Origin of the sequence: Bacillus pretiosus (genome assembly GCF_051294775.1) — a bacterium.
GTDB lineage: Bacteria > Bacillota > Bacilli > Bacillales > Bacillaceae_G > Bacillus_A > Bacillus_A wiedmannii.
Genome location: NZ_JBPPHF010000001.1, coordinates 275,690 through 301,211 on the forward strand (window position 1 = coordinate 275,690; position 25,522 = coordinate 301,211).

General features: G+C 36.0%; 23 protein-coding genes and 3 other annotated features. Of the genes, 19 read left to right on the forward strand and 4 right to left on the reverse strand.

What is annotated here, in order from left to right; genetic code table 11:
- Window positions 1-2: 2 nt before the first annotated feature.
- From cysK to ACSG5Z_RS01425, 3 genes are all read left to right on the forward strand, one after another.
- Window positions 3-920, forward strand: coding sequence for a cysteine synthase A (gene cysK, locus ACSG5Z_RS01415; RefSeq protein WP_000762271.1), 918 nt, complete (start codon window positions 3-5; stop codon window positions 918-920).
- Between the two features lie 80 nt (window positions 921-1,000).
- On the forward strand, window positions 1,001-1,513 hold the full coding sequence (locus tag ACSG5Z_RS01420) for a GNAT family N-acetyltransferase (RefSeq protein WP_435710482.1): 513 nt from the start codon (window positions 1,001-1,003) through the stop codon (window positions 1,511-1,513).
- Between the two features lie 93 nt (window positions 1,514-1,606).
- Window positions 1,607-2,431: a DUF4037 domain-containing protein gene (locus ACSG5Z_RS01425; RefSeq protein WP_435710484.1), complete on the forward strand. Its 825-nt coding sequence runs from the start codon at window positions 1,607-1,609 to the stop codon at window positions 2,429-2,431.
- 38 nt (window positions 2,432-2,469) lie between these two features.
- Here the strand turns inward: ACSG5Z_RS01425 and ACSG5Z_RS01430 are convergent, their stop codons facing one another.
- The gene (locus tag ACSG5Z_RS01430) at window positions 2,470-4,104 is read right to left on the reverse strand and encodes a putative polysaccharide biosynthesis protein (protein WP_435710486.1); all 1,635 of its coding nucleotides are present in this window, start codon (window positions 4,102-4,104) and stop codon (window positions 2,470-2,472) included.
- Between the two features lie 221 nt (window positions 4,105-4,325).
- Window positions 4,326-4,548, forward strand: a binding site (T-box leader).
- Window positions 4,549-4,850: 302 nt separating this feature from the next.
- Between ACSG5Z_RS01430 and ACSG5Z_RS01435 the strand changes: the two genes are divergently transcribed.
- Window positions 4,851-6,188, forward strand: coding sequence for a sodium-dependent transporter (locus ACSG5Z_RS01435; protein ID WP_001088193.1), 1,338 nt, complete (start codon window positions 4,851-4,853; stop codon window positions 6,186-6,188).
- 39 nt (window positions 6,189-6,227) lie between these two features.
- Here ACSG5Z_RS01435 and ACSG5Z_RS01440 read toward each other — a convergent pair whose 3' ends face one another.
- Entirely contained in the window at window positions 6,228-6,932 is a 705-nt protein-coding gene (locus tag ACSG5Z_RS01440; protein WP_435710488.1) for a polysaccharide deacetylase family protein, read from the reverse strand.
- Window positions 6,933-7,258: 326 nt separating this feature from the next.
- On the opposite strand from ACSG5Z_RS01440, the gene ACSG5Z_RS01445 reads away from it, so the two are divergent.
- From ACSG5Z_RS01445 to ACSG5Z_RS01465, 5 genes are all read left to right on the forward strand, one after another.
- Entirely contained in the window at window positions 7,259-7,522 is a 264-nt protein-coding gene (locus ACSG5Z_RS01445) for a CD3324 family protein (RefSeq protein WP_087983052.1), read from the forward strand.
- Between the two features lie 164 nt (window positions 7,523-7,686).
- Window positions 7,687-8,373 carry a DUF421 domain-containing protein gene (locus ACSG5Z_RS01450; protein WP_088062986.1) on the forward strand — a complete coding sequence of 229 codons (687 nt, stop codon included), beginning with the start codon at window positions 7,687-7,689 and terminating at the stop codon, window positions 8,371-8,373.
- 110 nt (window positions 8,374-8,483) lie between these two features.
- Window positions 8,484-9,125, forward strand: a complete 642-nt coding sequence (locus ACSG5Z_RS01455) for a FusB/FusC family EF-G-binding protein (RefSeq protein WP_085310389.1) — start codon at window positions 8,484-8,486, stop codon at window positions 9,123-9,125.
- 164 nt (window positions 9,126-9,289) lie between these two features.
- The gene (locus tag ACSG5Z_RS01460) at window positions 9,290-10,186 is read left to right on the forward strand and encodes an RCC1 domain-containing protein (RefSeq protein ID WP_435710491.1); all 897 of its coding nucleotides are present in this window, start codon (window positions 9,290-9,292) and stop codon (window positions 10,184-10,186) included.
- 204 nt (window positions 10,187-10,390) lie between these two features.
- A complete protein-coding gene (locus ACSG5Z_RS01465; RefSeq protein WP_435710492.1) occupies window positions 10,391-10,591 on the forward strand; it encodes a hypothetical protein in 201 nt (66 codons plus the stop codon).
- A gap of 163 nt (window positions 10,592-10,754) precedes the next feature.
- Here ACSG5Z_RS01465 and msrA read toward each other — a convergent pair whose 3' ends face one another.
- Complete coding sequence (gene msrA / locus ACSG5Z_RS01470) at window positions 10,755-11,291, reverse strand: peptide-methionine (S)-S-oxide reductase MsrA (RefSeq protein ID WP_098145924.1); 537 nt, start codon at window positions 11,289-11,291, stop codon at window positions 10,755-10,757.
- Between the two features lie 247 nt (window positions 11,292-11,538).
- On the opposite strand from msrA, the gene ACSG5Z_RS01475 reads away from it, so the two are divergent.
- From ACSG5Z_RS01475 to ACSG5Z_RS01490, 4 genes are read left to right on the forward strand one after another with little or no spacing between them, the layout of a single operon-like run.
- Window positions 11,539-13,167, forward strand: a complete 1,629-nt coding sequence (locus ACSG5Z_RS01475) for a multicopper oxidase family protein (protein ID WP_137013519.1) — start codon at window positions 11,539-11,541, stop codon at window positions 13,165-13,167.
- Between the two features lie 16 nt (window positions 13,168-13,183).
- A complete protein-coding gene (locus tag ACSG5Z_RS01480) occupies window positions 13,184-14,428 on the forward strand; it encodes a copper resistance CopC/CopD family protein (RefSeq protein WP_435710495.1) in 1,245 nt (414 codons plus the stop codon).
- A 27-nt stretch (window positions 14,429-14,455) separates the two neighbouring features.
- Complete coding sequence (locus ACSG5Z_RS01485; protein WP_087983038.1) at window positions 14,456-15,946, forward strand: sensor histidine kinase; 1,491 nt, start codon at window positions 14,456-14,458, stop codon at window positions 15,944-15,946.
- A gap of 15 nt (window positions 15,947-15,961) precedes the next feature.
- On the forward strand, window positions 15,962-16,651 hold the full coding sequence (locus ACSG5Z_RS01490; RefSeq protein WP_075310075.1) for a response regulator transcription factor: 690 nt from the start codon (window positions 15,962-15,964) through the stop codon (window positions 16,649-16,651).
- A gap of 49 nt (window positions 16,652-16,700) precedes the next feature.
- On the opposite strand, the gene ACSG5Z_RS01495 is transcribed toward ACSG5Z_RS01490, so the two are convergent.
- Window positions 16,701-17,459, reverse strand: coding sequence for an SDR family oxidoreductase (locus tag ACSG5Z_RS01495; RefSeq protein ID WP_435710496.1), 759 nt, complete (start codon window positions 17,457-17,459; stop codon window positions 16,701-16,703).
- Between the two features lie 260 nt (window positions 17,460-17,719).
- Window positions 17,720-17,965: a binding site (T-box leader), on the forward strand.
- Window positions 17,966-18,031: 66 nt separating this feature from the next.
- Window positions 18,032-18,271, forward strand: a binding site (T-box leader).
- A gap of 151 nt (window positions 18,272-18,422) precedes the next feature.
- On the opposite strand from ACSG5Z_RS01495, the gene ilvE reads away from it, so the two are divergent.
- From ilvE to ilvA, 6 genes are all read left to right on the forward strand, one after another.
- Window positions 18,423-19,322 carry a branched-chain-amino-acid transaminase gene (ilvE, locus tag ACSG5Z_RS01500; RefSeq protein ID WP_435710498.1) on the forward strand — a complete coding sequence of 300 codons (900 nt, stop codon included), beginning with the start codon at window positions 18,423-18,425 and terminating at the stop codon, window positions 19,320-19,322.
- Between the two features lie 23 nt (window positions 19,323-19,345).
- On the forward strand, window positions 19,346-21,058 hold the full coding sequence (gene ilvB / locus ACSG5Z_RS01505; RefSeq protein WP_435710500.1) for an acetolactate synthase large subunit: 1,713 nt from the start codon (window positions 19,346-19,348) through the stop codon (window positions 21,056-21,058).
- Window positions 21,055-21,291 carry an ACT domain-containing protein gene (locus ACSG5Z_RS01510; protein ID WP_435710502.1) on the forward strand — a complete coding sequence of 79 codons (237 nt, stop codon included), beginning with the start codon at window positions 21,055-21,057 and terminating at the stop codon, window positions 21,289-21,291. The genes ilvB and ACSG5Z_RS01510 overlap by 4 nt, the downstream gene beginning before the upstream one ends.
- Window positions 21,292-21,451: 160 nt before the next feature.
- On the forward strand, window positions 21,452-22,459 hold the full coding sequence (locus ACSG5Z_RS01515) for a ketol-acid reductoisomerase (RefSeq protein ID WP_435710503.1): 1,008 nt from the start codon (window positions 21,452-21,454) through the stop codon (window positions 22,457-22,459).
- Window positions 22,460-22,505: 46 nt separating this feature from the next.
- The gene (ilvD, locus tag ACSG5Z_RS01520; RefSeq protein ID WP_046959077.1) at window positions 22,506-24,179 is read left to right on the forward strand and encodes a dihydroxy-acid dehydratase; all 1,674 of its coding nucleotides are present in this window, start codon (window positions 22,506-22,508) and stop codon (window positions 24,177-24,179) included.
- Between the two features lie 31 nt (window positions 24,180-24,210).
- Complete coding sequence (gene ilvA, locus ACSG5Z_RS01525; RefSeq protein WP_046959078.1) at window positions 24,211-25,473, forward strand: threonine ammonia-lyase IlvA; 1,263 nt, start codon at window positions 24,211-24,213, stop codon at window positions 25,471-25,473.
- Window positions 25,474-25,522 lie beyond the last annotated feature (49 nt).

The window sequence follows — 25,522 nt, forward strand, 5'->3', positions numbered from 1 at the left end:
CTATGAAATTATGTGAAAATGTTACAGAATTAATAGGAGATACACCTGTCGTCCGATTATCTAAATTTATTCCAGAAGACGCAGCGGATGTGTATGTAAAACTAGAAATGTTTAATCCATCACGCAGTGTGAAAGACCGCGCTGCCTATAATTTACTGCACGTTGCAGAAGAGAATGGTCTCATCAAACCAGGAGATACAATTATTGAACCGACAAGCGGAAATACAGGAATAGGCTTAGCAATGAATGCAGCTGCGAAAGGGTATAAAGCAATTTTAATTATGCCAGACAATATGTCAAAAGAGCGTATAAATTTATTGAAAGCATACGGAGCGGAAGTAGTTTTAACACCGGCGGAACAAAGAATGCCAGGAGCAATTGCGAAGGCATTAGAACTGCAAAAGCAAATTCCAAATAGTTTTATTCCGCAACAATTTGAAAATCCAGCAAACCCGAATATTCATCGTTATACGACTGCACTTGAAATTTATGAACAAATGGATGGCGAGCTTGATGCATTCGTAGCAACGGCTGGAACTGGTGGAACTATTACAGGTACTGGGGAAACGTTAAAAGAGAAGCTACCAAACTTATATATTGCAGTAGTAGAACCAAAAGGATCTCCCGTTTTATCAGGCGGTGTTCCAGGTCCTCATAAACTAGTAGGAACAAGTCCAGGGTTTATCCCGAAAAACTTAAATACAGAAGTGTATAACGAAATTATTCAAATTGCAGACGAAGAGGCTTTAACGACAATGAGAAACTTAGCTAGACAAGAAGGTTTATTAGTTGGGCCATCGTCTGGAGCATCTGTTTACGCAGCAATTATGATAGCGAAACGTCTAGGCGCAGGTAAAAAAGTTTTATGTATTGCACCTGATACAGGAGAACGTTATTTGAGTATGGGATTATTTGAATGAAATTGATAGAAACAGCTTAATCGTGAAATTGTCACGATTAAGCTGTTTGTTTTAGGTTGTAAAGAGGGGGGAGAATGACAATGAAACTATTAAAACCAATAAATGAATATAGCGAACAAATTATAGAGTATCGGGAGGCATTTTTACATACGGATGAAAAACCACATGGTAGTAGTTCTTTACAAAATTTTGATTCTCTCGATAAATGGTTTGAAAAAGTGAGTATACAAGAAGTGGAAGAAAACTTACAAGGTAATCGAGTACCGTCTAGTCAATTTTTAAGTTTTGAAAAAGGGGAACTTATAGGTTTTGTGAATATTAGACATCGATTAAACCAAGAATTATTACTGGAAAGCGGTCATATCGGTTATAGTGTACATCCAAATAAACGTCGTCAAGGTTACGCTACGAAACAACTACAACTTGCATTAGATGAAGCACAAAAGTTAGGGTTACAGAAAGTGTTAATAACTTGCGATAAAGTTAATATCGCTTCGGCTAAAACGATTCAAAAGGTTGGCGGTATGTTAGAAGATGAAGTAGTTTCTGTTCATACTGGGGAAATTGTTCAACGTTATTGGATAGAAATATGATTTAGTGGGACATTGAAAAGGGAATGCAATGCATAATATCGAAATAGATAAATGAAAAGGTAACTGTGTACTGCAATTATAGGGGGAAATGAAGTGGGATTAAAAGAGAAAGCGATAGAAATATCGGAGATTTATAGGGGAAATCCGAAGATCGAAGCTATTATTTTAGCGGGTTCAGTAGCTAGAAAACTAGAAGATGAACATTCAGATATAGAATTGCATATTTTATGGTCAATGCCACCAGAGGATGAGGATCGTAGAGGGCCTATTAACTATATTGGTGGAACAATTTTGTCATATCACCCTTACGATGAAGAAGAATGGTCGGAAACGTATTTGACAAAAGAGGGAATTAAATTAGAGATTAGTAACTTTTTAACTGAAACAGTAGAGAAAGTTATTTCGGATGTGGTAGTTCAATATGATATAAGTTATGAAAAACAATGTATCGTATCATCCGTTCATGATGGTGTTAGTTTGTATGGAGAAGAGAAAGTACATGAATTAAAAGAGAAAGTGGTAGCATATCCAGAAGACCTAGCGAAACGGATGATTTCAGAAAATCTTTGGTTAAGCAATCGTTGGCATAATCGAGAGGCGCTTTTAAAACGAAAAGACTGGCTTATGTTATATGATGTTATTTGTGAAGTGCAAAGAAATATATTTGGGGTCTTATTTGGTTTGAATAAAATGTATGTACATCATCCGGCATTTAAATGGATGCCACATAATGTGGAACGAATGATTATTAAGCCTGAAAATCTATACGAGCGTATGGCAAATACGTTAATAGGGAAACCGGAGTATAGTGTACAGGAGTTAGAAGTGTTAATTGAAGAGCTATTACATTTAGTACAAAAATATGCTCCAGAATTACATATTACTGAACAACAAAAACGTATACAATATGCGAAGTAAAGAAGAAGGGAGGTAACAATGAGTTACCTCCCTTCTTTTTATTTGACTAATTTACCTAGTATGGGTAATCGTTGAAGTCTATCACCGAGAATATGTGAAGCAAGTCCGCTCGTTAGGACGAATAAAAGATAAACAATCCCTCCTACAGCGCCGCATATAAAGACAATGAGAAGTGATTCCATATAGGATTGTCCAGGAATCATCCATTTTAAAATCGCTTTTAATGCAATTACAACAGCAGACATTGCAGCGGAGTAAATCGTAATAAGAAGTACTGTTTTTGCTGTTTCACCAATTTTAAATTCCGCAAACTTAACAATGCAGTACAACATGATAACATTGGAAACGAGGTATCCAAGAATGGTTCCAAGTACAGCACCGTGTCCGCCAAATAAATGTAAGAGCGGTGTATTTACTAAAACTTTAACGAGAATACCGACTGAGAAAGCGATCATCGTTTTTCTTTGATAATCGATTCCTTGTAATATGGCAGCTGAAACTGTGAAAATCGCACTTAATATAGCAGAAGGTGCAAATGAAATTAAATATTGTGATCCACCAAGTGCAATTTCGGGATTTACATAAACCATACGGAATGCATCGTAAGCGATACTAGCAAGACCAAATGCAGCCGGGATAGTGAAGAATAACAAGACTTGAAATATCTTTGAAATTTGTTCTTGTAGTTCTTCTAGTTTCCCGCTTGTATACGATTTCGTTATAGCCGGAATGATCGTTAATGAGAATCCAGTTGCAAGAGAAGCTGGAATCATAATTAACTTTTGGGCATAGTTCGTTATATAAGCGAAAACTGCATTCGCTGTTTCTAACGGCTCGCCCATCGCCCTAAGGACATCAGCTACAGTATATTGATCTACTAACGTGTAGAGTGGAATTGCAATACCGACAAATACAATTGGGATTGCATATCGAAGTAATTCCATATAAATATTTTTTAATGGAATATTCGATGCCCTTGACTTTAATTCTCCTTCGGGAGGCTTTAATCTATTATATTTTTTCCAGTACAGCATTAAAATCGAAACGCTGGCAAGCGCTCCGATAACAGCGCCAAACGTAGCAACTGCAACAGAAGAGGCGACTGCCCCCCCTAATAGTTTTGAAACGATAAAACTACCAACTAAAATGAAAACCACGCGCGCAATTTGTTCTACGACTTGAGAAACGGCACTTGGTTTCATATGTTGAAAACCTTGGAAATAGCCACGTGTAACACTCATAGCTGGTACGATAATAAGTGCGAAACTTAATGCTCGCATCGTAAGTGTTACGTCGGCGATAAATTGTGGATCTGGCGTTTTCGAGCGAATAATAAATTGTGATATGTATGGTGCTCCAATAAATAAAGTTAAAAAACCTAAAAAGCCCATAAACAACATTAATTTTACGCTAGAGTTGTATAATTTTTTGCTTGTACTATAATCACCGAGCGCATTATGCTTTGCAACAAATTTGGAAACAGCAATAGGAATACCAGCTGTTGAAAAGCTTAATAAAATACCGTACCAAGAGTATGCATATCCATATAAAGCGACCCCTTGTGTTCCGACTAATAGTTGAAAAGGGAAGAAGTATATAAAACCTAATATACGTGAAATCATTGTTGCACCACTTAATAAAGCAGTACCTTTTAAAACTTTTGAAGTAGACAAAATTCTTTCCTCCTACTCGTGCTGTCTTGCATTTATCGTATACTACTATAAACCTGTTAGAGAAGTTAATATAGTATGGAACATAAATATTCTAATATTATTCATTTAAAAGTCATATTTTACATTTTTTAAATAGAATGTAATACATAAAAATTCAAAATATAAGTTGACACTATTTTTAATGTGTGATAAAAATGATAGTAATCAATTCGGAAAATAATATTTGGGCAATGAAAGGGTATAGTAGTGAATATCTCCCTATTTCAGAGAGCTGATGGTTGGTGTGAATCAGTATATAGATTATTCATGAAGTTCGTCCTGGAGCATCTTTCATAAATCTCATATTTTGAGGAAATGAAAGACGGTAGTTTATACCGTTATCAAATAAAGTGGTGAAGATTGTTTCACAACTAGGGTGGTACCGCGATATTTATCGTCCCTACGTATTTACGTAGGGACGTTTTTGGTTTAGGTCCTAACTTTGTTGTGGCTTCATAACTAGGGTGGTACCGCGATAATTTATCTTCCCTACGTATTTGCGTAGGGACGTTTTTTATTTAGGTCCTAACTTTGTTGTATCTTCATAACTAGGGTGGTACCGCGATATTTTTGTCGTCCCTACGTATTTACGTAGGGGCGTTTTTTTATTATTAGGGAGGAAGTGAACGTATTAGAAAAGAGTATTGATAGAACAATATAAATACTGAACTGAAACAAAGAAAAAGAGACAGAGAGGAGATTAACAAATGAATTCACAGCAATGGACATCGAAATTAGGTTTCGTATTAGCTGCAGCAGGTTCAGCAATTGGTCTTGGGGCGATTTGGAAATTCCCATATATGGCCGGCATCGGAGGGGGCGGCGCGTTCTTCCTTATTTTCATCGGTTTCACATTATTAATTGGTTTACCGCTATTATTAGCTGAATTCGTTATTGGAAGAAGTACACAAAAAGAGGCTGTTGATGCATATAGAGAAATCGCACCAAAAACATTATGGCCATGGTTAGGGAAATTAGGGATTGTAACTTGTTTCATATTACTTTCTTTCTACAGTGTTGTAGGAGGCTGGATTTTATTATACTTATGGAATGCAATTACAGGTAGACTATGGGAAGGAAATGGGGCATACGAAGCTACGTTTGGTGAAATCATTTCCAATCCGTATTTAGCAGTTGGATCACAGCTATTATTCATCCTTATTACTATTTTCATCGTAAGTAAAGGTGTACAAAATGGTGTTGAAAAAGTAAATAAATATTTCATGCCAGCATTATTCGTTTTATTCTTTGTTTTAATCGTTCGTGCACTTACGTTAGATGGTGCTGGAGAGGGAGTTCGTTTCTTCTTACAACCTGACTTCTCAAACGTAACATCAGAAGTCATTTTATATGCAATGGGACAATCGTTCTTCTCGTTATCTGTCGGGGTAGCCGTTATGGTAACATATAGTTCTTACTTACCGAAAGAAGAAAGTTTACCGCGTTCAGCATTTTCTATCGTAGCTTTAACGCTTGTTATTACATTACTTGCAGGGCTTGCAATTTTCCCAGTAGTGTTTGCATTTGGAATGGAACCATCTCAAGGACCGGGGCTATTATTTATCGTATTACCTGCTATTTTCAGTAAAATGGCATTCGGAAAATTATTCTTCATCGTTTTCTTATTACTATTCTTCTTTGCTACTATTACATCAGCAATTTCGATGTTAGAAATTAGCGTTGCATCTTTAACTGCAAAAGGAAAAGGGAAACGTGAAAAAATGGCTTTAATCGTAGGATTATTAATCTTCGTTGTTGGAGTACCATCAGCATTATCATTTGGTATATTAAGTGATCTGAAGATTTTCGGAAAGACAGTTTTTGATTTAGCGGATTATGCAGTGAGTAACGTACTAATGCCACTTGGTGTTTTATTAGTTTCTATCTTTGTTCCTTTAAAAATGAAGAAAGATGTATTAATGAAAGAGCTTGGTGTAAGTAAAAATAAAGGCTATAAACTGTTCGTATTATGGTTATTCTTACTTCGCTTTATCGCACCAATTGCGATTATTATCGTATTCTTAAATGTACTTGGCATTATTTAAAAAGAAAGGTAGCGTATCGCTCTATGATACGCTACCTTTTTACTTTGCTCTTTTTTGCAGTTCGTTTACTGTTACGAACTGATAGCCCTTCTTAGATAATGAGTCTAAAATACCTTCAATGGCCTGTAAATTTTCATTAGACTCATCGTACATAGAGTGTAATAAAATGATAGAACCTGGTTGTACATTTTTATTAACATATTCAATTTTATCAGCAGCAGATTTATAAAAAGTATCAGGTTCAAGGTCCCATGTGATTGTTTCGATATTATTTTTATTTAAATAATAGGGCAGACCAATTAGCTTTTTTCCGTTAGGTGGTCTAAAATCAATTTCGCCTGTATATCCTGTTTGGCGGATTAATGAATTCGTTTTTTCTATTTCTTCTTTAATAAAAGAAGGTGTTTTAAAAACCATTCTGTTATGAGAATATGTATGGTTTCCAACTTGGTGTCCAGATTGTACGATAGATTCTCCTAACGATAGGTTTTTTTCTAATTCATTTCCGATTAAAAAGAAAGTAGCTTTTGCATTGTATGTATCTAGTAGCGGTAATATTTGTTTTACATTGTTCGTAGGACCATCATCAAAAGTTAAAGCAATCACTTTTTCATTTGTTTCTACTCGGTTTGTTAAATCTCCAAACAATTGAAAACTTCTTGCGTTCATCAATTTGTATGTTCCAAATAATGCTACAGTAATAATGAATAATGTAACGATTGTAATAATTATTTTCTTTTTCATAAAGCAACCTCACTATATTTTTGAATTGGACTAAAAAGTATTATATCAAACTAAGTAATTTCATGCTTTAAAAAGGATGTGGATGCAAGGGGGAGGAATTTATCATATAATAAAATGCAAAAGGTATATTAGGAGGTGTTTATATGGCGATTACAATTCAATTGCCGGACACTGCAGCGTCTCATGCAAAGCCAAGTATGGAAATGGCGATACTTTGCGTGAGGTAGACAAGTAATATACAATCGCCTAAATGAGCTCGTATCATTTTTTATATTTGGCTTTGCACCTTATTGAAATGAACCATAAAAAATAAGGGGCGAGCAGAAATGAAATACGTTAAAGCTGCAACGGTTTTACCAGAAAGTTTAATTATTGAAATTCAAAAATATATACAAGGTGAAACAATTTACATTCCAAAACAAGAAACGAAACATTATAAATGGGGTACACGATCTGGAGGAAGAAAACAATTAGATGAAAGAAATAAAGCTATTAAAGAAGCGTTTAAAAGCGGAATTTCCATTCATCAACTTGCGGAGGAGCATTTTCTTTCCGGAGAAACGATTAAAAAGATCGTGTATTCTAAATGAAAATAAAAGAGTCTAGTTCAATTATTAAATTGAACTAGACTCTTTTTTGCTTTGTATCTATTGGATATATTGCGTATGAATGGACAAAATAATAGAAAAATGTGTCGTTTTTTTACTAAATAGAATATAGAACATTTGAGTGAAAAGCAGAAAGGTGAGCATTTATGAATCATATTGGACAAATAACGATAGAGCTTTTAATTGGTTTCTTTGTTCTATTAATTGCTACAAAAATACTAGGGAAAACACAAATATCTCAGCTAACCCCCTTTGATTTTATTTCAGCTATCGTCCTTGGTGAGCTCGTTGGAAATTCAATATATGATCCTAAAATTAAAGTGTGGTCTATTTTATATTCAGTATTTGTTTGGGTAATTTTAATTTATTCAATAGAAGTGATAACACAAAAAATAAGAGGAACAAGAAGATTTTTTGAAGGGTATCCTTCAATTATTATCCGTAATGGAAAGATTGACAGAGAACAATTAAGTTCAAATCATTTAGATATTAATCAATTACAACAAATGCTTAGGCAGCAAAAAGATATTTTTTCAATTCGAGAAGTTGAATATATGATTTTGGAACCTAACGGAAACATAAGCGTTCTGAAAAAGAGCAAATATGAATCTCCTACTATAAATGATTTAAGTTTAAAACATAAGCCTGTATACTTACCAATTTCATTAATTAGTGATGGAAAAGTAGTGAAAGATAATTTGAGGGAAGCTGGTTTTGATGAAGGATGGCTGTACAAGCAAATAAAGCAAAGAGGGATTACTAAATTTGAGGATGTATTATATGCTGAATGGAAAACAGACGATGGTTTCTTTTGTCAGGAAATGGAGCGGTAAAATATAATCGATGTATGTAATATTCGTTTCTAAGTTATCTTTTACATATCAAAAAGCTGAATCATTGTATACAATAAGACTAGATCAACAATTTGTATGGAGTGATAAAGATGGAAGCTTTTATTAGAAGTGATCAATATAATTTTATAAAATCACAAGCTTATATTTTAGCAAATGGACATGCAACTGCAAATGATAGAGGTGTCATTCAAGCGTTAAAATCACTAGCGATTGAAAAAATAATACATGTATTTGAGAATTTAACGGATGAACAGAAAGAGTTAATTGATACCGTATTAACAGTTCAAAATAGAGAAGATGCAGAATCGTTTTTACTGAAAATAAATCCGTATGTCATTCCGTTTCAGGAAGTTACAGCGCAAACATTAAAAAAATTATTTCCTAAAGCAAAAAAATTAAAACTTCCTGACATGGAAGAACTGGATATGAAAGAATTATCTTATTTAAGCTGGATTGATAAAGGGTCAAGTAGGAAATTTATAATAGCGAAAAATGATAAAAATAAGTTTGTTGGTCTGCAAGGAACATTCCAAAGTTTAAATAAAAAGAGCATTTGTTCATTATGTCATGGACATGAAGAAGTTGGGATGTTTTTAGTTGAAATTAAAGGTGATGTACAAGGAACTTTCGTTAAAAAGGGAAACTATATTTGCAAAGATGGTGTAGCTTGTAATCAGAATATGAAATCACTTGATAAATTGAACGATTTTATTGAACGATTGAAGAAATAAAGAAGGGACCTCTAGTATTTAAACTGGAGGTTTTTATTTTTTGAAGAAGTAATAATAGGCTTCTTTTGTAGCTGTAAATTTATAAAAAAAGTCGGGTCATTTATAATGAAATTAGATAAAAATATCTATTTGGATACAGTTGCTTATATGCAAGGAGGTAAAACATGAATTACATTTCACCGAAAGAAGAAATGTTAAAAGTGAAACGGTGGCCTAAAGATACGATAGCGGCAGGTCGTGGTCATACAGTTGCTCTTAAATCGGATGGCACAGTTGTGGCAGTGGGGCGAAATAAAGAAGGAGAATGCAATGTAAGCGGTTGGTGTGATATTGAAGCAGTCGCAGCGGGCAATGTTCATATGGCGACGAACACGGGTAATGCTCATACAATCGCTCTTAAAAGTGATAATACTGTGGAAGCGGTGGGGTGGAATAAGCATGATCAATGTGATGTAAACGACTGGCATAATATTGTATCGGTTGCGGCGGGGTGGCGTCGTACCATTGGCCTTAAACCGGATGGCACAGTAGTAGCAGTGGGGCGAAATAAAGAAGGAGAATGTAATATAAGTAGCTGGAGAGATATTGTGGTGGTCACGGCGGGGGACTGGCATACAGTCGGTCTTAAAATGGACGGAACAGTGACGACTGTGGGGAATAATCGATATGGCCAATGCAATGTAAGTGGATGGAGTGCTATGGTGGAGTTGGCGGCAGGTTATCTTCATACTGTTGGTTTGAAATCGGATGGCAAAGTGATGGCAGTGGGTAATAATAAACTTGATCAATGCGATGTAGGCAGCTGGAAAGATATTATGGCAATAGCGGCTGGTACGAATCATACAATCGGACTTAAATCAGACGGTACCGTGGTGGCAGTCGGCTGGAATGAGTATGGTCAATGTAATGTAAGCGATTGGCGTGATATTGTAGCGATAGCGGCGGGTTGTGCGCATACGGTCGGTCTGAAATTAGATGGCACGGTGGTAGCAGTAGGTGATAATACATACGGTCAATGCGATGTAGGTAGCTGGCGTAACATCCGGTTGCCTGGCAAATAGTTAATTCACAACAAATCACTAGTAATATTATTCTATTTTAGGAGTAATTATGGAATAGGATATGCAGATAAGAACCCCTTTTTAAAAGAGGTTCTTATTCTTTTTCCATAAAATGAGTGTCTAAATGGAATTTTGGAACAAACTTTATTTCAAAGCTACAGTAGAAAGTATAAATTACAAATAAAGCATAGGAGAGCTGAAGAAATGCTTAAAAAGTTTTTGCTTTCTTTACCGGATGTTTTACTTGTATGCATTGTTATCTACATAACATACACAACTACTTTTAGTTTTGTACAGATGTTAGTAATTTCAATTGCAATCGGAATTATTGGTGGTCTTGCTATAAAAATTTGTAAGGATGTATTCACGTATATAAGGTGGACAATTAAACAGAGGAAATCTTGAATATGTTGTATTTCTATTAGGAGGAGAGGAAATGAATAAGAAAAAGAGTAGAGTGAAAAATGAAATCGCACTTTGGACATTGACAGCGGTTGTTCTCATCATTGTATGGTACTTTTTTCAAAGATAAAAATGCATCGTACTTAAAAGGTACGATGCATTTTTATTATTTTTTTTGCCAATTTTCTTTTATAAAGTCTTCACGGCCAGATTCTTTTTGCTCAGTAGCATATTTCTCCGGATTTTTTTTATAAAAATGTTGATGGTATTCTTCAGCCTCATAAAAAGGTGCAGCCGGGCGAATTTCAGTTACGATTGGCTCTTTAAAAATACCGCTTTCTGCAAGAGCTTGTTTTGATTTTTCAGCAAGCTCTTTTTGCGTTTCATTATGATAAAAAATAGCAGTGCGATAAGAGGGACCGCGGTCAAAGAATTGTCCGCCATCATCAGTTGGATCGATTTGTGGCCAATATAAATCTAGTAATTTTTCATATGGAAAAATAGAAGGATCGAATGTAATTTGTACAACTTCTAAATGACCAGATGTACCAGCTTTTACTTGTTCATATGTTGGGTTTTCTACATGACCACCTGCATAGCCAGAAAGTACTTTATGAATACCAGGAAGTTCATCAAATGGCTTTACCATGCACCAAAAGCAACCGCCTGCGAAGGTTGCGAGTTCGTATGTTTTTTCGGACATTGTTGTAATCCTCCTAAATATATATGTTTTATATAGTATTATACAATCTTTTTTATTACGCAATAAAAAAGATTTAGAAGTAAAGGAAAATTGAAATATATTTCTTTATAAAGTCTTTAAAATTCCTTCAAAGTTTCTTTTTTTCTGAGTGTTATGATGTAAATCGAAGTGAAGATGTGAGGTGATAGGCAATGAATCCACGTATGAAAATTAATAGTTTACAACAAAAAATGAAAGAGAGACTAATATGAAAAAGGAATTTATACAAAGCGATTTAAGAAATATATTGATTGCGGCATGCTTACTATTAGGGTTAGTTATTTTTGGGTATTTTTTAATAAATAATTACCCAGGTACAAATGAAAAAAAGAAGTTAACAGATGCAACATCTACTTCAGAATCAATTACATCTATTGCTAATTCAGATGCCAAAAAAAGGGTTACAAAAACTTTTAATATTACGGCGAAAGTAGCAAGTTTAGATTTGGGAGATGGGAAAAAGGTAGATGCATGGACCTTTGATGGAACATCACCGGGTACTCAAATTCGAGTTAAACAAGGTGAACGTATTGTTGTAAATTTGAAAAATGAATTGCCAGAACCAGTTACAATCCATTGGCACGGATTAGATGTTCCTGCGGCGGTAGACGGTGTTCCAGGTGTTACGCAAAATGCTATAAAACCCGGTGAAACATATACATACGCATTTAATGCTGATCAGGTGGGGACATATTGGTATCATTCACACCAAAAAAGTGCAATACAAACGGAGCGGGGACTATTTGGAACCATTGTTATTGAACCGAATAAACCAGCTGTAAAATATGAAAAGGATTATACAGTGGCGATCCATGAATGGAAAACAGGAGCCATAAAAACCCGTAAGCATAATGGCGAACAAGATAAAGATTGGGATAGCTACCCTAGCAATCATATTCGAAATGAAAAGGCGCAAACTTTAGAAGGCCCGTTAATGATGCCAAGTAATGATCAACTCAAAGATTTATCTGATGGAGATGATTACGATGTATTTACATTAAATGATACAAGTAAGGGACTACGATTGGATGCAAAACCAGGTGAAACAGTACGCCTTCGCTTAATTAATGCTGGGAATAATACGCATTTAATGACATTAGTTGGGGCGCCATTTCAAATTATCGCATTAGATGGTCGTGATATAAAAGGTGGGGACGAGCTAGATAAAGCAATTCTTCCGATGGGAGCTGCACAACGTTATGACCTTGTTTTTAAAATGCCGGAAACAACGAGTGTAAAACTTATTAATGTGGATCCATCTAAGAAAATGAATCGAATGTTAACGACGACTATTGGGAACGGTTCTTTGCCGAAAAAACCTATTGATATAAAGAGTTATCCATGGTTTGACTTTACGAAATATGGAGAAAAAGAAGTTGGCAAGTTTACGATAGATTCAAAGTTTACAAAGGTCTATGATATGGATTTGGCAGAAGGTGTGAAAGATGTAAATGGACAAGAAAAATGGGTGTATACGATTAATGGAAAGACATCACCTGACATTCCACCCATTAAAGTAGAGAAAGGAGATAAAGTTAAGATTCGCTTTAAAAATAAGGGAGAAGAAATTCATCCAATGCATTTGCATGGACATACATTCCAGGTTATTTCTAAAAATGGTAAACCAATGGAGGGAAGTCCGATTTACTTAGATACAGTTAATGTTTTTCCGGGAGAAGAATATGAAATTGCTTTAGAGGCAAATAATAGTGGACTATGGATGGTTCATTGTCATCATCTCGTTCATGCAGAAAAAGGAATGCATACGATGATGAATTATGAGGGGGTAACTACTCCATTTTCTACCGGAGATCACTCAGGTAATCATCCAGAATAATAATACGGAGGTTTTCATGCTTTATAGAATGATAGTATTTATTTTAACAAGTGTAAGTATATTTTTATTTTCTCATAGTAGTGTATTTGCTCATACAAGTGTTGTAGGAGCCACCCCTAAAGAGGGGGAGGTTCTTACAGTACAACCGGAACAGATTATTCTTGAATTTAGTGAACCAGTTACAGGAAATGTAGTCAATATTGAACTGCTAGATCCAAGTGCAAAGAGAGTGCAAGTATCAAAGGTTGAAATATTAGATAACCCAACAAAAATAAAAGTGAAATTACCAAACTTAAATAATGGTACTTACACAGTAAGGTGGTCTATGATTTCTGCAGACGGACATCCGAGTGAGGGCGGCTATCCCTTTTCAATTGGAGAAGAAGTACAAACTAATGTAGTGGTAGAGGGAAATGCGAGTGGGAGTGGCTCAGTATTTTCAGATGTTATGATAGTAACACTACGCTATATTGTAGAGGGAATGATTTTAATTGGAGCAGGAGTAAAGTGGCTCGATATGTTTGTTAAACGTTATAGATTACTGTCCATATTGCAAAGAATGAAGAATATGAAAAAGATTTTCTTCTCTATACTTGTAGTAGGATTAATAACCGAATTAATAGTATATAAGTCAGTTATTCCGAAGGGAAGTTTACTTATTCATTCGCCATTTTCAGTTATTATTATGATTCAACTGCTATTATTAGTTCTTATGTCTTTGCAGCATATGGGGAACGAATGGTATGCGCTAGTTTGGGGATTTCTTGTTGCGAGTTTTTCTTTCACAGGTCATGTATGGATTACTAATCCAAATTGGGCAGCAGTTATAATTAGAATGGTCCATGTTATGAGTATTGCAGTGTGGCTAGGAGCACTTATTTATTTAGTTCTTGTTATAGCGTGGACAACATTATACAAAATTACATTTGATCAAAAGCGTTTCCGTAAACATTTTAGTAGTATTGCTGGTATTTCATTTATTCTAGCATTTCTTTCTGGGGAATTAATTGTGTTTCTACAGACAAGGAATTGGGTACTTTTAAATTTTAATTCAATATGGACGAACCTTTTAAATATAAAGATTCTTACTGTATGTATAATTACAATTGTAGCATGGAGACAAACGAAAACATGGGGTATCGATATTGGAACAGTTAATCGCCGTTTATTGCTCTTAGAAATTGTTCTAGCTATACTCGTATTATTAGCTGGTATTTGGATGAGTCAAGTTTCGTTTCCGGTGAATTCTGTAACAAGCTAAAATTATAATGTTCATAGGAGTTCTGTAATGTCAATCCGTATTAGATTGCTGTTGTCGTATGTTGCGATGGTAATTATTCCAATCGTTTTTTGCGGTATAGCAGTTATGTTAATTAGTGTTACTTTATTTGGTGATATTCGTATTGCAAAAGCAATCATTGGTCTTAATCAAAATAGTCATTCTCTCATTGATAAAGAGCAGGAGGGAGCTATTCGTACAAAAGAAGATGAAGATGATATTTTCAGTAGGTTGAAAATTCTTTCATCGTATGCTCCAGATAAATTGGAGGATATACATTTTTTAAAGGAAACTGATAAAGAATTAAACGATAATCAAGCAGGATTACTAATTCGAAAAAATGATGAGCTTACATATTCATCCCCATATTTTAAAATCTCTTCTTTTGATAAATACCTACCCGCATTTGAAACGGAAGGACAAAGAAAGGGAATGGATGTGAAAATAGAGGGTAATTCTTTTTACTATAAGCAATTTGATTACTACGATGAAGAGAAGGATAAGGTCAGTATTTTTGTATTTGAGTATGTAAATCCTTTAGAAGAAATGATTAGAGAATTTTTCCCGTATTTCGTATTCTCTTTAATACTTGGGTTAATTATTACGAATGGAATATTAACATATTTTATATCACGGAGTATTATTAAACCATTGCATTCATTAAAGCAGGCAACGGAAAGAATTCAAAAGGGTGATTTAGATTTTCAAGTAAAGCCACTTGCGAAAGATGAAATAGGTGAATTAAGTTTATCGTTTGAAGAGATGCGTGGCAGATTGAAGGAATCGGTCGAGTTGCAAATGCAATATGAAAAGAATCGTAAAGAGTTGCTTTCAAATATTTCTCATGATTTACGGACGCCAATAACGGCTATTAAAGGTTATGTACAAGGAATTAAAGAAGGTATCGCTCGAACTCCAGAACAATTAGATAAATATTTAACGATTATTTATCATAAAGTGTTTGATATGGATCAATTAATTGACGAGCTTTTTCTCTTTTCAAAACTTGATTTGAAAGAGGAACCATTTCAATTTGAAGAGGTTGAAATTAACCAATACTTATCTGATTGCATAGAAGAACTACAGCTTGAATTGCAAGATAAGGGAATTACAGTGAGATGGGATGCTCAAAAGGATACTTCTATTTTGGTAAAAGGTGATCGTGAAAAATTACGTCGTGTTATTACAAATATCATTTGGAATAGTGTGAAGTATATGGATAAAGAAGAAGGATATATAGGAATTCGCATGACCGAATCTATTGATTATGTAACGATTTACATAAAAGATAATGGGGTAGGAATAGAAGAGAAGGCGTTGCCTCATATATTTGAAAGGTTTTATCGTGCAGATCATTCTAGAAATTCTAAAACAGGTGGAAGCGGACTTGGTTTGTCAATTGCACATCAGATTATCACACAACATGGTGGTGATATTTGGGTAGAAAGCAAAAAAGGTAAAGGAACGACGCTGGCATTTACATTACAAAAAATCAATTAGAAAAAGGAGAGCATCTTGAAAAGAATTTTAATTATTGAAGATGAAGCTATTATAGCAGAGTTAGAAAAGGATTATTTAGAGGTTGCTGGGTATACAGTAGATATTGATTACTCTGGCGAAAAAGGTTTACAAAGAGTTCTGCTGGAGGATTATGACTTGTTAATTTTAGACATAATGTTACCGGGAATAGATGGATATGAAATTTGTAAACAAGTTCGATTGGAAAAGGACATACCAATACTTATGGTGTCCGCAAAACAAGAGGAAATCGATAAAATTAAAGGGTTAGGTTTTGGAGCAGATGATTATATTATAAAACCGTTTAGCCCGAGTGAAATGGTGGCACGTGTAAATGCTCATCTAGCTCGTTATGATCGTTTAACAGGAAAACGAGAACAAATAAAAGATGAAATTCGTATTCGAGGATTACTTATTGATAAATCGGCCCGACGTGTATTTGTAAATGGAACTGAAATCATGTTAACAGGAAAAGAATTTGATTTATTAACTTGTATGGCAGAACATCCAAATCAAGTATTTAGTAAAGATCGTCTCTTTGAAACTGTATGGGGGATGGATGTAATTGGTGATGCAGCAACGGTTGCTGTCCATGTGAAAAATATTCGTCACAAAATTGAACTCGATCCATTTGATAAATCATATATCGAAACAATTTGGGGAGTAGGGTATCGTTTTACACAGTGAAAAAGGCCAGCAAAAATGCTGGCTTTTTTTGCGTAAGTAGATTAAGAAATTACAAACAAGATCCTCCGCTCACATCAATTAATTGTCCAGTAACCCAGCGGCTGTCTGGAGAAGCGAGAAATGCCGCGGTATCGGCAATATCTTCTACTTCACCTAAGCGATTAAAAGCGGAAATGGTAGTGGCATACTGTTTCATCATTGGATCGCTCAAGAGTTCTGCATTCATATCGGTTTTAATAAATCCAGGAAGTATTGCATTCACTGTTATTCCTTGTGCTCCGAGCTGTTTTGCTAGCGTGAAAGTCATCGTATTAATAGCGCCTTTCGTCATACTATATGCAACGAAATCAGGTAAAGAAATACGAGTGGCAGCGGATGAAATATTAATAATTCGGCTATTGTCACGTAAACGAGATAGAGCTTGTTGGATGATAAAGAATGGTGCTTTTGCATTAACAGAAACCATTCTATCAAAAAATTGTTCAGTCGTTTCTTCAATAAAAGCACCAGGACCAATTCCAGCGTTGTTTATTAAAATATCAAATTTAGTACTACCAGTTCTTTTTTGTAATTCGCTATCTAAAGAACTATAAAGGGTTTCTACACCATGTAAAGATTCAAGGTTTGCACCGATAGAAAAAGCTGTTCCGCCATTTGATTGAATTTCATAAACAGTTTCTTCAGCATCTTCTTTTCGATTTCCGTAATGAATAGCAACTAATGCACCGTCGTTCGCTAAACGTTTTGCAATAGCACGTCCAATTCCTCGGCTTGCTCCTGTAACTAATGCCACTTTTCCTTTTAACATAGTTTTCTCATCTCCTCAAAAAAATTTTTATGTTATTAAGTTGTTTTTCTTTATGTAGTAATGCGAACATACTTAAGTAATATATGAGTATGTGTAAGAAGTTCATTCCGATTTTGTTTTGAGAAAAAATAAATAGACTTCTCTTGAATTGATTGAATTTTATTTTTTTTCGGAAAAACATGTTGACAATGAAAAGAACAACGTCCTATAATACGTTTAACAAATAAAAGTTAATTAAGAATCTTTCAACTTTATATGTTGCATATGCAAAGAAGAGGAAAGTAGATGGTTATGATCGTTTCAGAGAGCTGCTCCTAGGCTGTGAGAGTAGTAACAATCGAATCATTGAAAATCACCTCGGAGCATCGCTTGCGAAAGGGAAACTGAGTAGAGGGCGACGGCATCGTCTCCGGTAAAAGGACGGGGGTCTAATTGGACCTACAAAGCTTATATTTCGCGAGAAGTATAAGGAAGCTGAGTGGTACCGCGAAACTCTCGCCTCAGCAATCAAAGCTACTAAATTGTAGTAGTTGATTGCTGAGGCGAGAGTTTTTATTTTAAAAATAGAATACGATAATGCGTAGAAGAGGAGAGTAAATGAAGAAAATTGTTTCAGAGAGCTGCCCAGAAGCTGTGAGGGTGGTAACAATTTCATCATTGAAAATCACCTCGGAGTACTACTTTTGAAAACTAGTAAAAAGTAGCGGAGTTGTTTCCGATAGAAAAACAAAAGTCTAATTGGACTTGCAGAGCTTATATTTCGTGAGAAGTGTAAGGAAGCTGAGTGGTACCACGATTCCCTCGTCTCAGCAATGGATTGCTACAAGTATGTATGTAATCGATTGTTGAGACGAGTATATTTTTAAGGTTTATATACTGAATATTCTGTTAAAATAACTCATCTCAGCAATCGATATAGAAATAGATTGCAAAAATAGAGAGAAAAAAGAGGAGCGATGTGAGATGGGAAACCAGTATATTTATATGAATGGGGAATTTGTAGAAAAAGAAAAGGCAGTTGTTTCAGTATATGATCACGGTTTTTTATACGGAGATGGTGTATTTGAAGGGATTCGTAGTTACGGTGGAAATGTATTTTGTTTAAAAGAACATGTAAAACGATTATACGAATCGGCAAAATCTATTCTACTTACAATCCCACTGACAGTTAACGAAATGGAAGAAGCAGTTTTACAAACATTGCAAAAAAATGAATATGCTGATGCCTACATTCGATTAATTGTTTCAAGAGGAAAAGGTGACTTAGGGCTCGACCCTAGAAGTTGTGTGAAACCGAGCGTTATTATCATTGCAGAACAATTAAATTTATTCCCACAGGAATTTTACGATAATGGACTAAGCGTTGTATCTGTTGCATCGAGACGTAATACGCCAGATGCATTAGATCCACGTATTAAGTCAATGAACTATTTAAATAACGTACTTGTGAAAATTGAAGCGGCACAAGCAGGAGTGTTAGAGGCCCTTATGTTAAATCAACAAGGATATGTTTGTGAAGGATCTGGAGACAATGTTTTCGTTGTGAAAGATGGAAAAGTGTTAACACCTCCTTCTTACCTAGGGGCGCTAGAAGGTATTACGAGAAATAGTGTTATCGAGCTATGTGAACGACTTAATATTCCATGTGAGGAAAGGCCATTTACTCGCCATGACGTATATGTAGCAGATGAAGTGTTTTTAACAGGAACGGCAGCAGAATTAATTCCAGTTGTAAAAGTTGATTCAAGAGAGATTGGAGATGGAAAACCAGGAAGTGTAACGAAACAATTGACAGAGGAATTTAAAAAGTTAACGAGAGAAAGAGGAGTACGTGTTCCAGGACTGGCGGAGAGCTTACTGTAGGTAAGGGAGAGGAGTTAATTAAAATGGAACAACATACAACACGTGAGAAATTACAGTGTGAAGATGTGACAGGTGCCGGACATGTTATTCAATGCTTGAAAAAAATAGGTGTAACGACTGTTTTCGGTTATCCAGGCGGAGCGATTTTGCCAGTGTACGACGCGTTATATGGAAGTGGTTTGAAGCACGTTTTAACTCGTCATGAACAAGCTGCCATTCATGCGGCAGAAGGATATGCGAGAGCTTCTGGAAAGGTCGGGGTAGTCTTTGCTACCTCTGGCCCAGGGGCGACAAATTTAGTTACGGGTTTAGCAGATGCTTATATGGATTCGATTCCTTTAGTTGTCATTACAGGGCAAGTTGCAAAACCTCTCATCGGAAAAGATGGATTTCAAGAAGCAGATGTTGTCGGGATTACAGTACCTGTTACGAAGCATAATTACCAAGTTCGTGATGTGAATCATTTATCACGCATTGTACAAGAAGCTTTTTACATCGCCGAAAGCGGGCGACCAGGACCAGTATTAATTGATATTCCAAAAGATGTTCAAAATGAAAATGTAACAAGTTTTTATAATGAAGTAATTGAGATTCCAGGGTACAAATTAGAGCCTATGCCAGACGGTAGGAAGCTTAGAGAGGTAGCTAAAGCAATTTCCGAAGCAAAACGTCCCCTTCTTTATATTGGAGGAGGGATCATTCATTCGGGTGGTTCTGATGAACTTATTCAGTTTGCGAGGGAAAATCGTATTCCTGTCGTTTCCACTTTAATGGGACTTGGTGCATATCCGCCGGGAGATTCGTTATTTTTAAGAATGCTCGGCATGCATGGAACGTACGCTGCAAATATGGCAGTAACAGAATGTGATTTATTACTTGCGTTAGGTGTTCGCTTTGATGATCGTGTAACAGGAAAATTAGAACTCTTTTCTCCGCATTCAAAAAAGGTACATATTGATATAGATCCTTCGGAGTTCCATAAAAATGTAACTGTGGAATATCCGATTGTTGGAGATGTGAAAAAAGCGTTACATATGTTGTTACATATGCCAATTCGTACACAAACAAATGAATGGCTTACGAAAATAGAGGAATGGAAAGCGGAATATCCTCTTTCCTACAATCAAAAAGATTGTGAGTTAAAACCACAGCATGTTATTAGTCTAGTAAGTGAATTAACGAATGGTGAAGCGATTGTTACGACAGAAGTAGGACAGCATCAAATGTGGGCTGCTCATTTTTATAAAGCGAAAAACCCACGGACGTTTCTAACATCTGGCGGACTAGGAACGATGGGATTTGGTTTCCCAGCGGCAGTTGGTGCTCAGCTTGCGAAAGAAGAAGAACTCGTCATTTGTATTGCGGGCGATGCTTCTTTTCAAATGAACATTCAAGAATTACAAACAATTGCTGAAAATAATATTCCTGTAAAAGTATTTATTATAAATAATAAATTTTTAGGGATGGTAAGGCAATGGCAAGAGATGTTTTATGAAAATCGTTTATCAGAGTCAAAAATCGGATCACCAGATTTTGTGAAAGTGGCAGAAGCTTATGGAGTGAAGGGATTAAGGGCGACAAATTCAACAGAGGCGAAACAAGTGATGTTAGAAGCATTTGCTCATGATGGTCCTGTCGTAGTTGATTTTTGTGTAGAAGAAGGTGAAAACGTATTTCCGATGGTTCCGCCAAACAAAGGGAATAACGAAATGATTATGAAGAGGTGGGAAGAATGAGTCATACTTTTTCACTCGTTATTCATAACGAGCCAAGCGTCTTATTACGTATAAGTGGGATTTTTGCTCGGCGTGGTTATTATATTTCTTCTTTACATTTAAACCAAAGAGATACTAGTGGCGTTTCTGAAATGAAACTCACAGCAGTTTGTACTGAAAATGAAGCGACATTACTTGTCGGTCAGTTGAAAAAATTAATTGATGTACTGCAAGTAAATAAAGTGAAACTTTAATCAGTGGGGGTTTTCTTCATCCCCCACTGATTATTAGCCTTCACCAATCGGACTTTTATGGGCAGTTGATCCCCACCTAACTTCTTTGCATTCGCTGAATTTTGAGATGGGGGTCTTACTGCACATTAAAGCGGGATAAATTATAAGGAGTGTATGGAATATGAAAACGTATTATGAGAAAGATGCAAAATTAGAGTTATTACAAGGGAAAACAGTTGCGGTAATTGGTTATGGATCTCAAGGTCATGCGCAGGCGCAAAATTTACGTGATTCTGGTGTGGAAGTTGTAGTCGGTGTTCGACCTGGTAAGTCTTTTGAAGTAGCAAAAGCAGATGGGTTTGAAGTAATGTCTGTTTCACAAGCGGTTCGAACCGCGCAAGTTGTACAAATGCTATTACCGGATGAACAGCAAGCACATGTGTATAGAGCAGAAGTAGAAGAGAATCTCCGTGAAGGACAAATGTTACTTTTCTCACATGGATTTAATATTCACTTCGGACAAATTAATCCGCCAAGTTACGTAGATGTAGCAATGGTCGCGCCAAAAAGTCCAGGTCATCTCGTTCGCCGTGTATTTCAAGAAGGAAATGGTGTTCCGGCATTAGTCGCTGTACATCAAGATGCAACAGGCACGGCATTAAGTGTAGCGCTTGCGTATGCAAAAGGTGTAGGTTGTACACGTGCAGGTGTAATTGAAACGACATTCCAAGAAGAAACAGAAACAGATTTGTTTGGGGAGCAAGCGGTACTTTGCGGCGGGGTAACTGCACTTGTGAAAGCTGGTTTTGAAACGTTAACAGAAGGCGGATATCGTCCTGAAATTGCATACTTTGAATGTTTGCATGAATTAAAGTTAATTGTTGATTTAATGTACGAAGGTGGTTTAACGAACATGCGCCATTCTATTTCAGATACGGCTGAGTTTGGAGATTATGTAACAGGATCGAGAATTGTTACAGATGAAACGAAGAAAGAAATGAAACGTGTTCTTACAGAAATTCAGCAAGGTGAATTCGCGAAGAAATGGATTTTAGAAAATCAAGCTGGGCGTCCAACGTATAATGCCATGAAAAAAGCAGAGAAAAATCATCAGTTAGAAAAAGTGGGGGCAGAGCTTCGTGAAATGATGAGCTGGATTCATGCACCGAAAGAATTAGTAAAGAAATAGAGAAAGAGATTGTAAGTGAAAAATACGTAAGAGGGGATTTGACAAGATGAGAAGTGACATGATTAAAAAAGGTTTTGATAAAGCACCGCACCGTAGTTTATTAAAAGCAACTGGTTTGAAAGATGAAGATTTTGATAAACCGTTTATAGCTATCTGTAATTCTTTTATTGAAATTATTCCAGGTCATAAGCACTTAAATGAGTTTGGAAAACTTGTTAAAGAAGCAGTGCGTGCAGCAGGTATGGTTCCATTTGAATTTAATACAATTGGAGTAGATGACGGTATTGCGATGGGGCATATCGGTATGCGTTATTCGCTTCCGAGTCGTGAAATCATTGCAGATTCAGTAGAAACGGTTGTAAATGCACATTGGTTTGATGGCATGATTTGTATTCCAAACTGTGACAAAATTACCCCCGGTATGATGATGGCTGCACTTCGTATTAACATTCCAACTGTTTTTGTTTCAGGTGGACCGATGGCCGCTGGGAAGACTTCTAAAGGGGAGGTTGTCGATTTAAGTTCTGTTTTCGAAGGAGTAGGAGCTTATCAATCTGGGAAAATTTCAGAAGAAGAATTAAAGGATATTGAAGATCATGGCTGTCCATCTTGTGGTTCTTGTTCTGGTATGTTTACAGCGAACTCTATGAACTGTTTATGTGAAGTATTAGGTTTAGCTCTTCCTGGTAACGGAAGTATTTTAGCTATTGATCCAAGACGTGAAGAATTAATTAAACAAGCAGCAGAGAAATTAAAGATTTTAATTGAAAGAGATATTAAACCGAGAGACATTGTAACGGAAGAAGCAATTGATGATGCGTTCGCGCTTGATATGGCGATGGGCGGTTCAACAAATACAGTGTTGCACACATTGGCGCTTGCACAAGAAGCGGGTTTAGATTACGATATGAACCGCATTGATGCCGTTTCAAGACGTGTACCACATTTATGTAAAGTAAGTCCTGCCTCCAATTGGCATATGGAGGATATTGATCGAGCAGGCGGAATTAGTGCAATTTTGAAAGAGATGAGCCGAAAAGAAGGGGTGCTTCATTTAGACCGTATTACTGCTACTGGGCAAACATTAAGAGAAAACATTGCTCATGCAGAGATTAAAGATAGGGAAGTTATTCATTCTCTCGAAAACCCTCATAGTGAAGAAGGGGGATTACGTATATTAAAAGGAAACCTTGCGAAAGATGGGGCGGTTATTAAAAGTGGGGCAACAGAAGTAAAACGATTTGAAGGACCTTGCGTTATTTTTAATTCACAAGATGAGGCACTTGCGGGCATTATGCTTGGAAAGGTTAAGAAAGGCGATGTAGTTGTTATTCGCTATGAAGGACCAAGAGGCGGTCCTGGTATGCCGGAAATGTTAGCACCAACGTCAGCGATTGCTGGTATGGGATTAGGTGCAGATGTTGCGCTATTAACGGATGGACGTTTTTCTGGAGCTTCACGTGGTATTTCGGTAGGGCATATTTCGCCAGAAGCAGCTGCGGGGGGAACGATTGCACTTCTCAAGCAAGGGGATATCGTTTGTATTGATGTTGAGGAAAGATTGTTAGAAGTAAGAGTTAGTGATGAAGAATTAGATAAGCGTAAAAAAGAATGGAAACGACCAGAACCGAAAGTGAAAACTGGCTGGCTTGGACGTTATGCGCAGATGGTAACATCGGCGAATACAGGTGCAGTTCTAAAAATCCCGGATTTTGATTGAGCCAATTTAAAAGAGATAAGGATGATATGAAATGGTGCAAAAGGTAAAGGAGAGAGTGAAAATTGAAGATATCTTAATGGCACATAATTGCATGAAAGATATCGTTATTAAAACACCGTTACAACGTGATACAGTTCTATCTGAGAAATATGATTGTGACGTTTATGTAAAACGAGAAGACTTACAATTGATTCGCTCTTTCAAAATTCGTGGTGCGTACAATTTAATTCAAAGTTTATCAAAAGAACAATTACAAAACGGTGTTGTTTGTGCAAGTGCTGGTAATCATGCGCAAGGAGTTGCTTATACGTGTAATTTATTGAAGATTCCGTCGAAAATCTTCATGCCAACAACGACACCTAAACAAAAAGTATCGCAAGTACAATTTTTCGGTAGTGATTTTGCAGAAATTGTATTAGTTGGTGATACATTTGATAGCTCTTTCCAAGAAGCACAGCGCTATTGTGAAGAAAATAGAATGACGTTTGTTCATCCGTTTGATGATCCGCATGTAGTTGCTGGTCAAGGAACAGTGGCAGTTGAAATTATGCATGATATGGAGAAACCAGTGGATTATATCTTTACAGCAATTGGAGGCGGTGGGTTAGCATCAGGTGTTGGTACATATGTAAAAGGTGTTAGTCCTGCTACAAAGGTCATTGGCGTAGAGCCAATGGGAGCTGCATCTATGAAAGAGGCTTTTCTTCAAAACGAAAATGTCGCGTTAGAGAAAATAGATAGTTTTGTTGATGGGGCAGCTGTCAAAAAGGTAGGAAAGTTAACATTTGAAACTTGTAAAGATGTAATTGATGATATTGTTTTAGTACCAGAAGGAAAGGTTTGTACGACGATTTTAGAACTGTATAAGAAAAATGCAATTGTAGCTGAACCGGCTGGTGCACTATCTATTGCAGCGCTTGATTTATATAGAGATGAAATAAAAGGTAAAACAGTTGTATGTACGCTAAGTGGTGGAAATAATGATATTGATAGAATGCAAGAAATGAAAGAACGTTCGCTCATTTACGAAGGGTTAAAGCATTATTTTATCATTGAATTCCCGCAGCGTTCAGGTGCGCTAAGAGAGTTTCTTGATAAGGGATTAGGGCCGGAAGATGATATTACTCGTTTTGAATACATTAAGAAACATAATAAAGAAAATGGCCCAGCACTAGTCGGAGTAGAGTTGAAACATAAAGAAGATTATGAGCAATTAATTACTCGTTTTAAAGAAAATAATATTCAATTTATGGAGCTTAATAAAAATCCTATTTTGTTTGATTTGCTTATTTAATAGAAGGAAAGAGTTAGCATCCAAATAAAAAAGATAGATGCAAACAGCG

Bases quoted from the DNA above. Each gene is read 5' to 3' on its own strand.
- cysK (WP_000762271.1), top strand. From the start codon at position 3: ATGAAATTATGTGAAAATGTTACAGAATTAATAGGAGATACACCTGTC.
- ACSG5Z_RS01435 (WP_001088193.1), top strand. From the start codon at position 4,851: ATGAATTCACAGCAATGGACATCGAAATTAGGTTTCGTATTAGCTGCA.
- ACSG5Z_RS01450 (WP_088062986.1), top strand. From the start codon at position 7,687: ATGAATCATATTGGACAAATAACGATAGAGCTTTTAATTGGTTTCTTT.
- ACSG5Z_RS01480 (WP_435710495.1), top strand. From the start codon at position 13,184: ATGCTTTATAGAATGATAGTATTTATTTTAACAAGTGTAAGTATATTT.
- ACSG5Z_RS01515 (WP_435710503.1), top strand. From the start codon at position 21,452: ATGAAAACGTATTATGAGAAAGATGCAAAATTAGAGTTATTACAAGGG.
- ilvA (WP_046959078.1), top strand. From the start codon at position 24,211: ATGGTGCAAAAGGTAAAGGAGAGAGTGAAAATTGAAGATATCTTAATG.
- msrA (WP_098145924.1), bottom strand. From the start codon at position 11,291: ATGTCCGAAAAAACATACGAACTCGCAACCTTCGCAGGCGGTTGCTTT.
- ACSG5Z_RS01460 (WP_435710491.1), top strand. From the start codon at position 9,290: ATGAATTACATTTCACCGAAAGAAGAAATGTTAAAAGTGAAACGGTGG.
- ACSG5Z_RS01455 (WP_085310389.1), top strand. From the start codon at position 8,484: ATGGAAGCTTTTATTAGAAGTGATCAATATAATTTTATAAAATCACAA.
- ilvB (WP_435710500.1), top strand. From the start codon at position 19,346: ATGGAACAACATACAACACGTGAGAAATTACAGTGTGAAGATGTGACA.
- ACSG5Z_RS01475 (WP_137013519.1), top strand. From the start codon at position 11,539: ATGAAAAAGGAATTTATACAAAGCGATTTAAGAAATATATTGATTGCG.
- ACSG5Z_RS01440 (WP_435710488.1), bottom strand. From the start codon at position 6,932: ATGAAAAAGAAAATAATTATTACAATCGTTACATTATTCATTATTACT.
- ACSG5Z_RS01465 (WP_435710492.1), top strand. From the start codon at position 10,391: ATGCTTAAAAAGTTTTTGCTTTCTTTACCGGATGTTTTACTTGTATGC.
- ACSG5Z_RS01445 (WP_087983052.1), top strand. From the start codon at position 7,259: ATGAAATACGTTAAAGCTGCAACGGTTTTACCAGAAAGTTTAATTATT.
- ACSG5Z_RS01420 (WP_435710482.1), top strand. From the start codon at position 1,001: ATGAAACTATTAAAACCAATAAATGAATATAGCGAACAAATTATAGAG.
- ilvD (WP_046959077.1), top strand. From the start codon at position 22,506: ATGAGAAGTGACATGATTAAAAAAGGTTTTGATAAAGCACCGCACCGT.
- ACSG5Z_RS01485 (WP_087983038.1), top strand. From the start codon at position 14,456: ATGTCAATCCGTATTAGATTGCTGTTGTCGTATGTTGCGATGGTAATT.
- ACSG5Z_RS01510 (WP_435710502.1), top strand. From the start codon at position 21,055: ATGAGTCATACTTTTTCACTCGTTATTCATAACGAGCCAAGCGTCTTA.
- ACSG5Z_RS01495 (WP_435710496.1), bottom strand. From the start codon at position 17,459: ATGTTAAAAGGAAAAGTGGCATTAGTTACAGGAGCAAGCCGAGGAATT.
- ilvE (WP_435710498.1), top strand. From the start codon at position 18,423: ATGGGAAACCAGTATATTTATATGAATGGGGAATTTGTAGAAAAAGAA.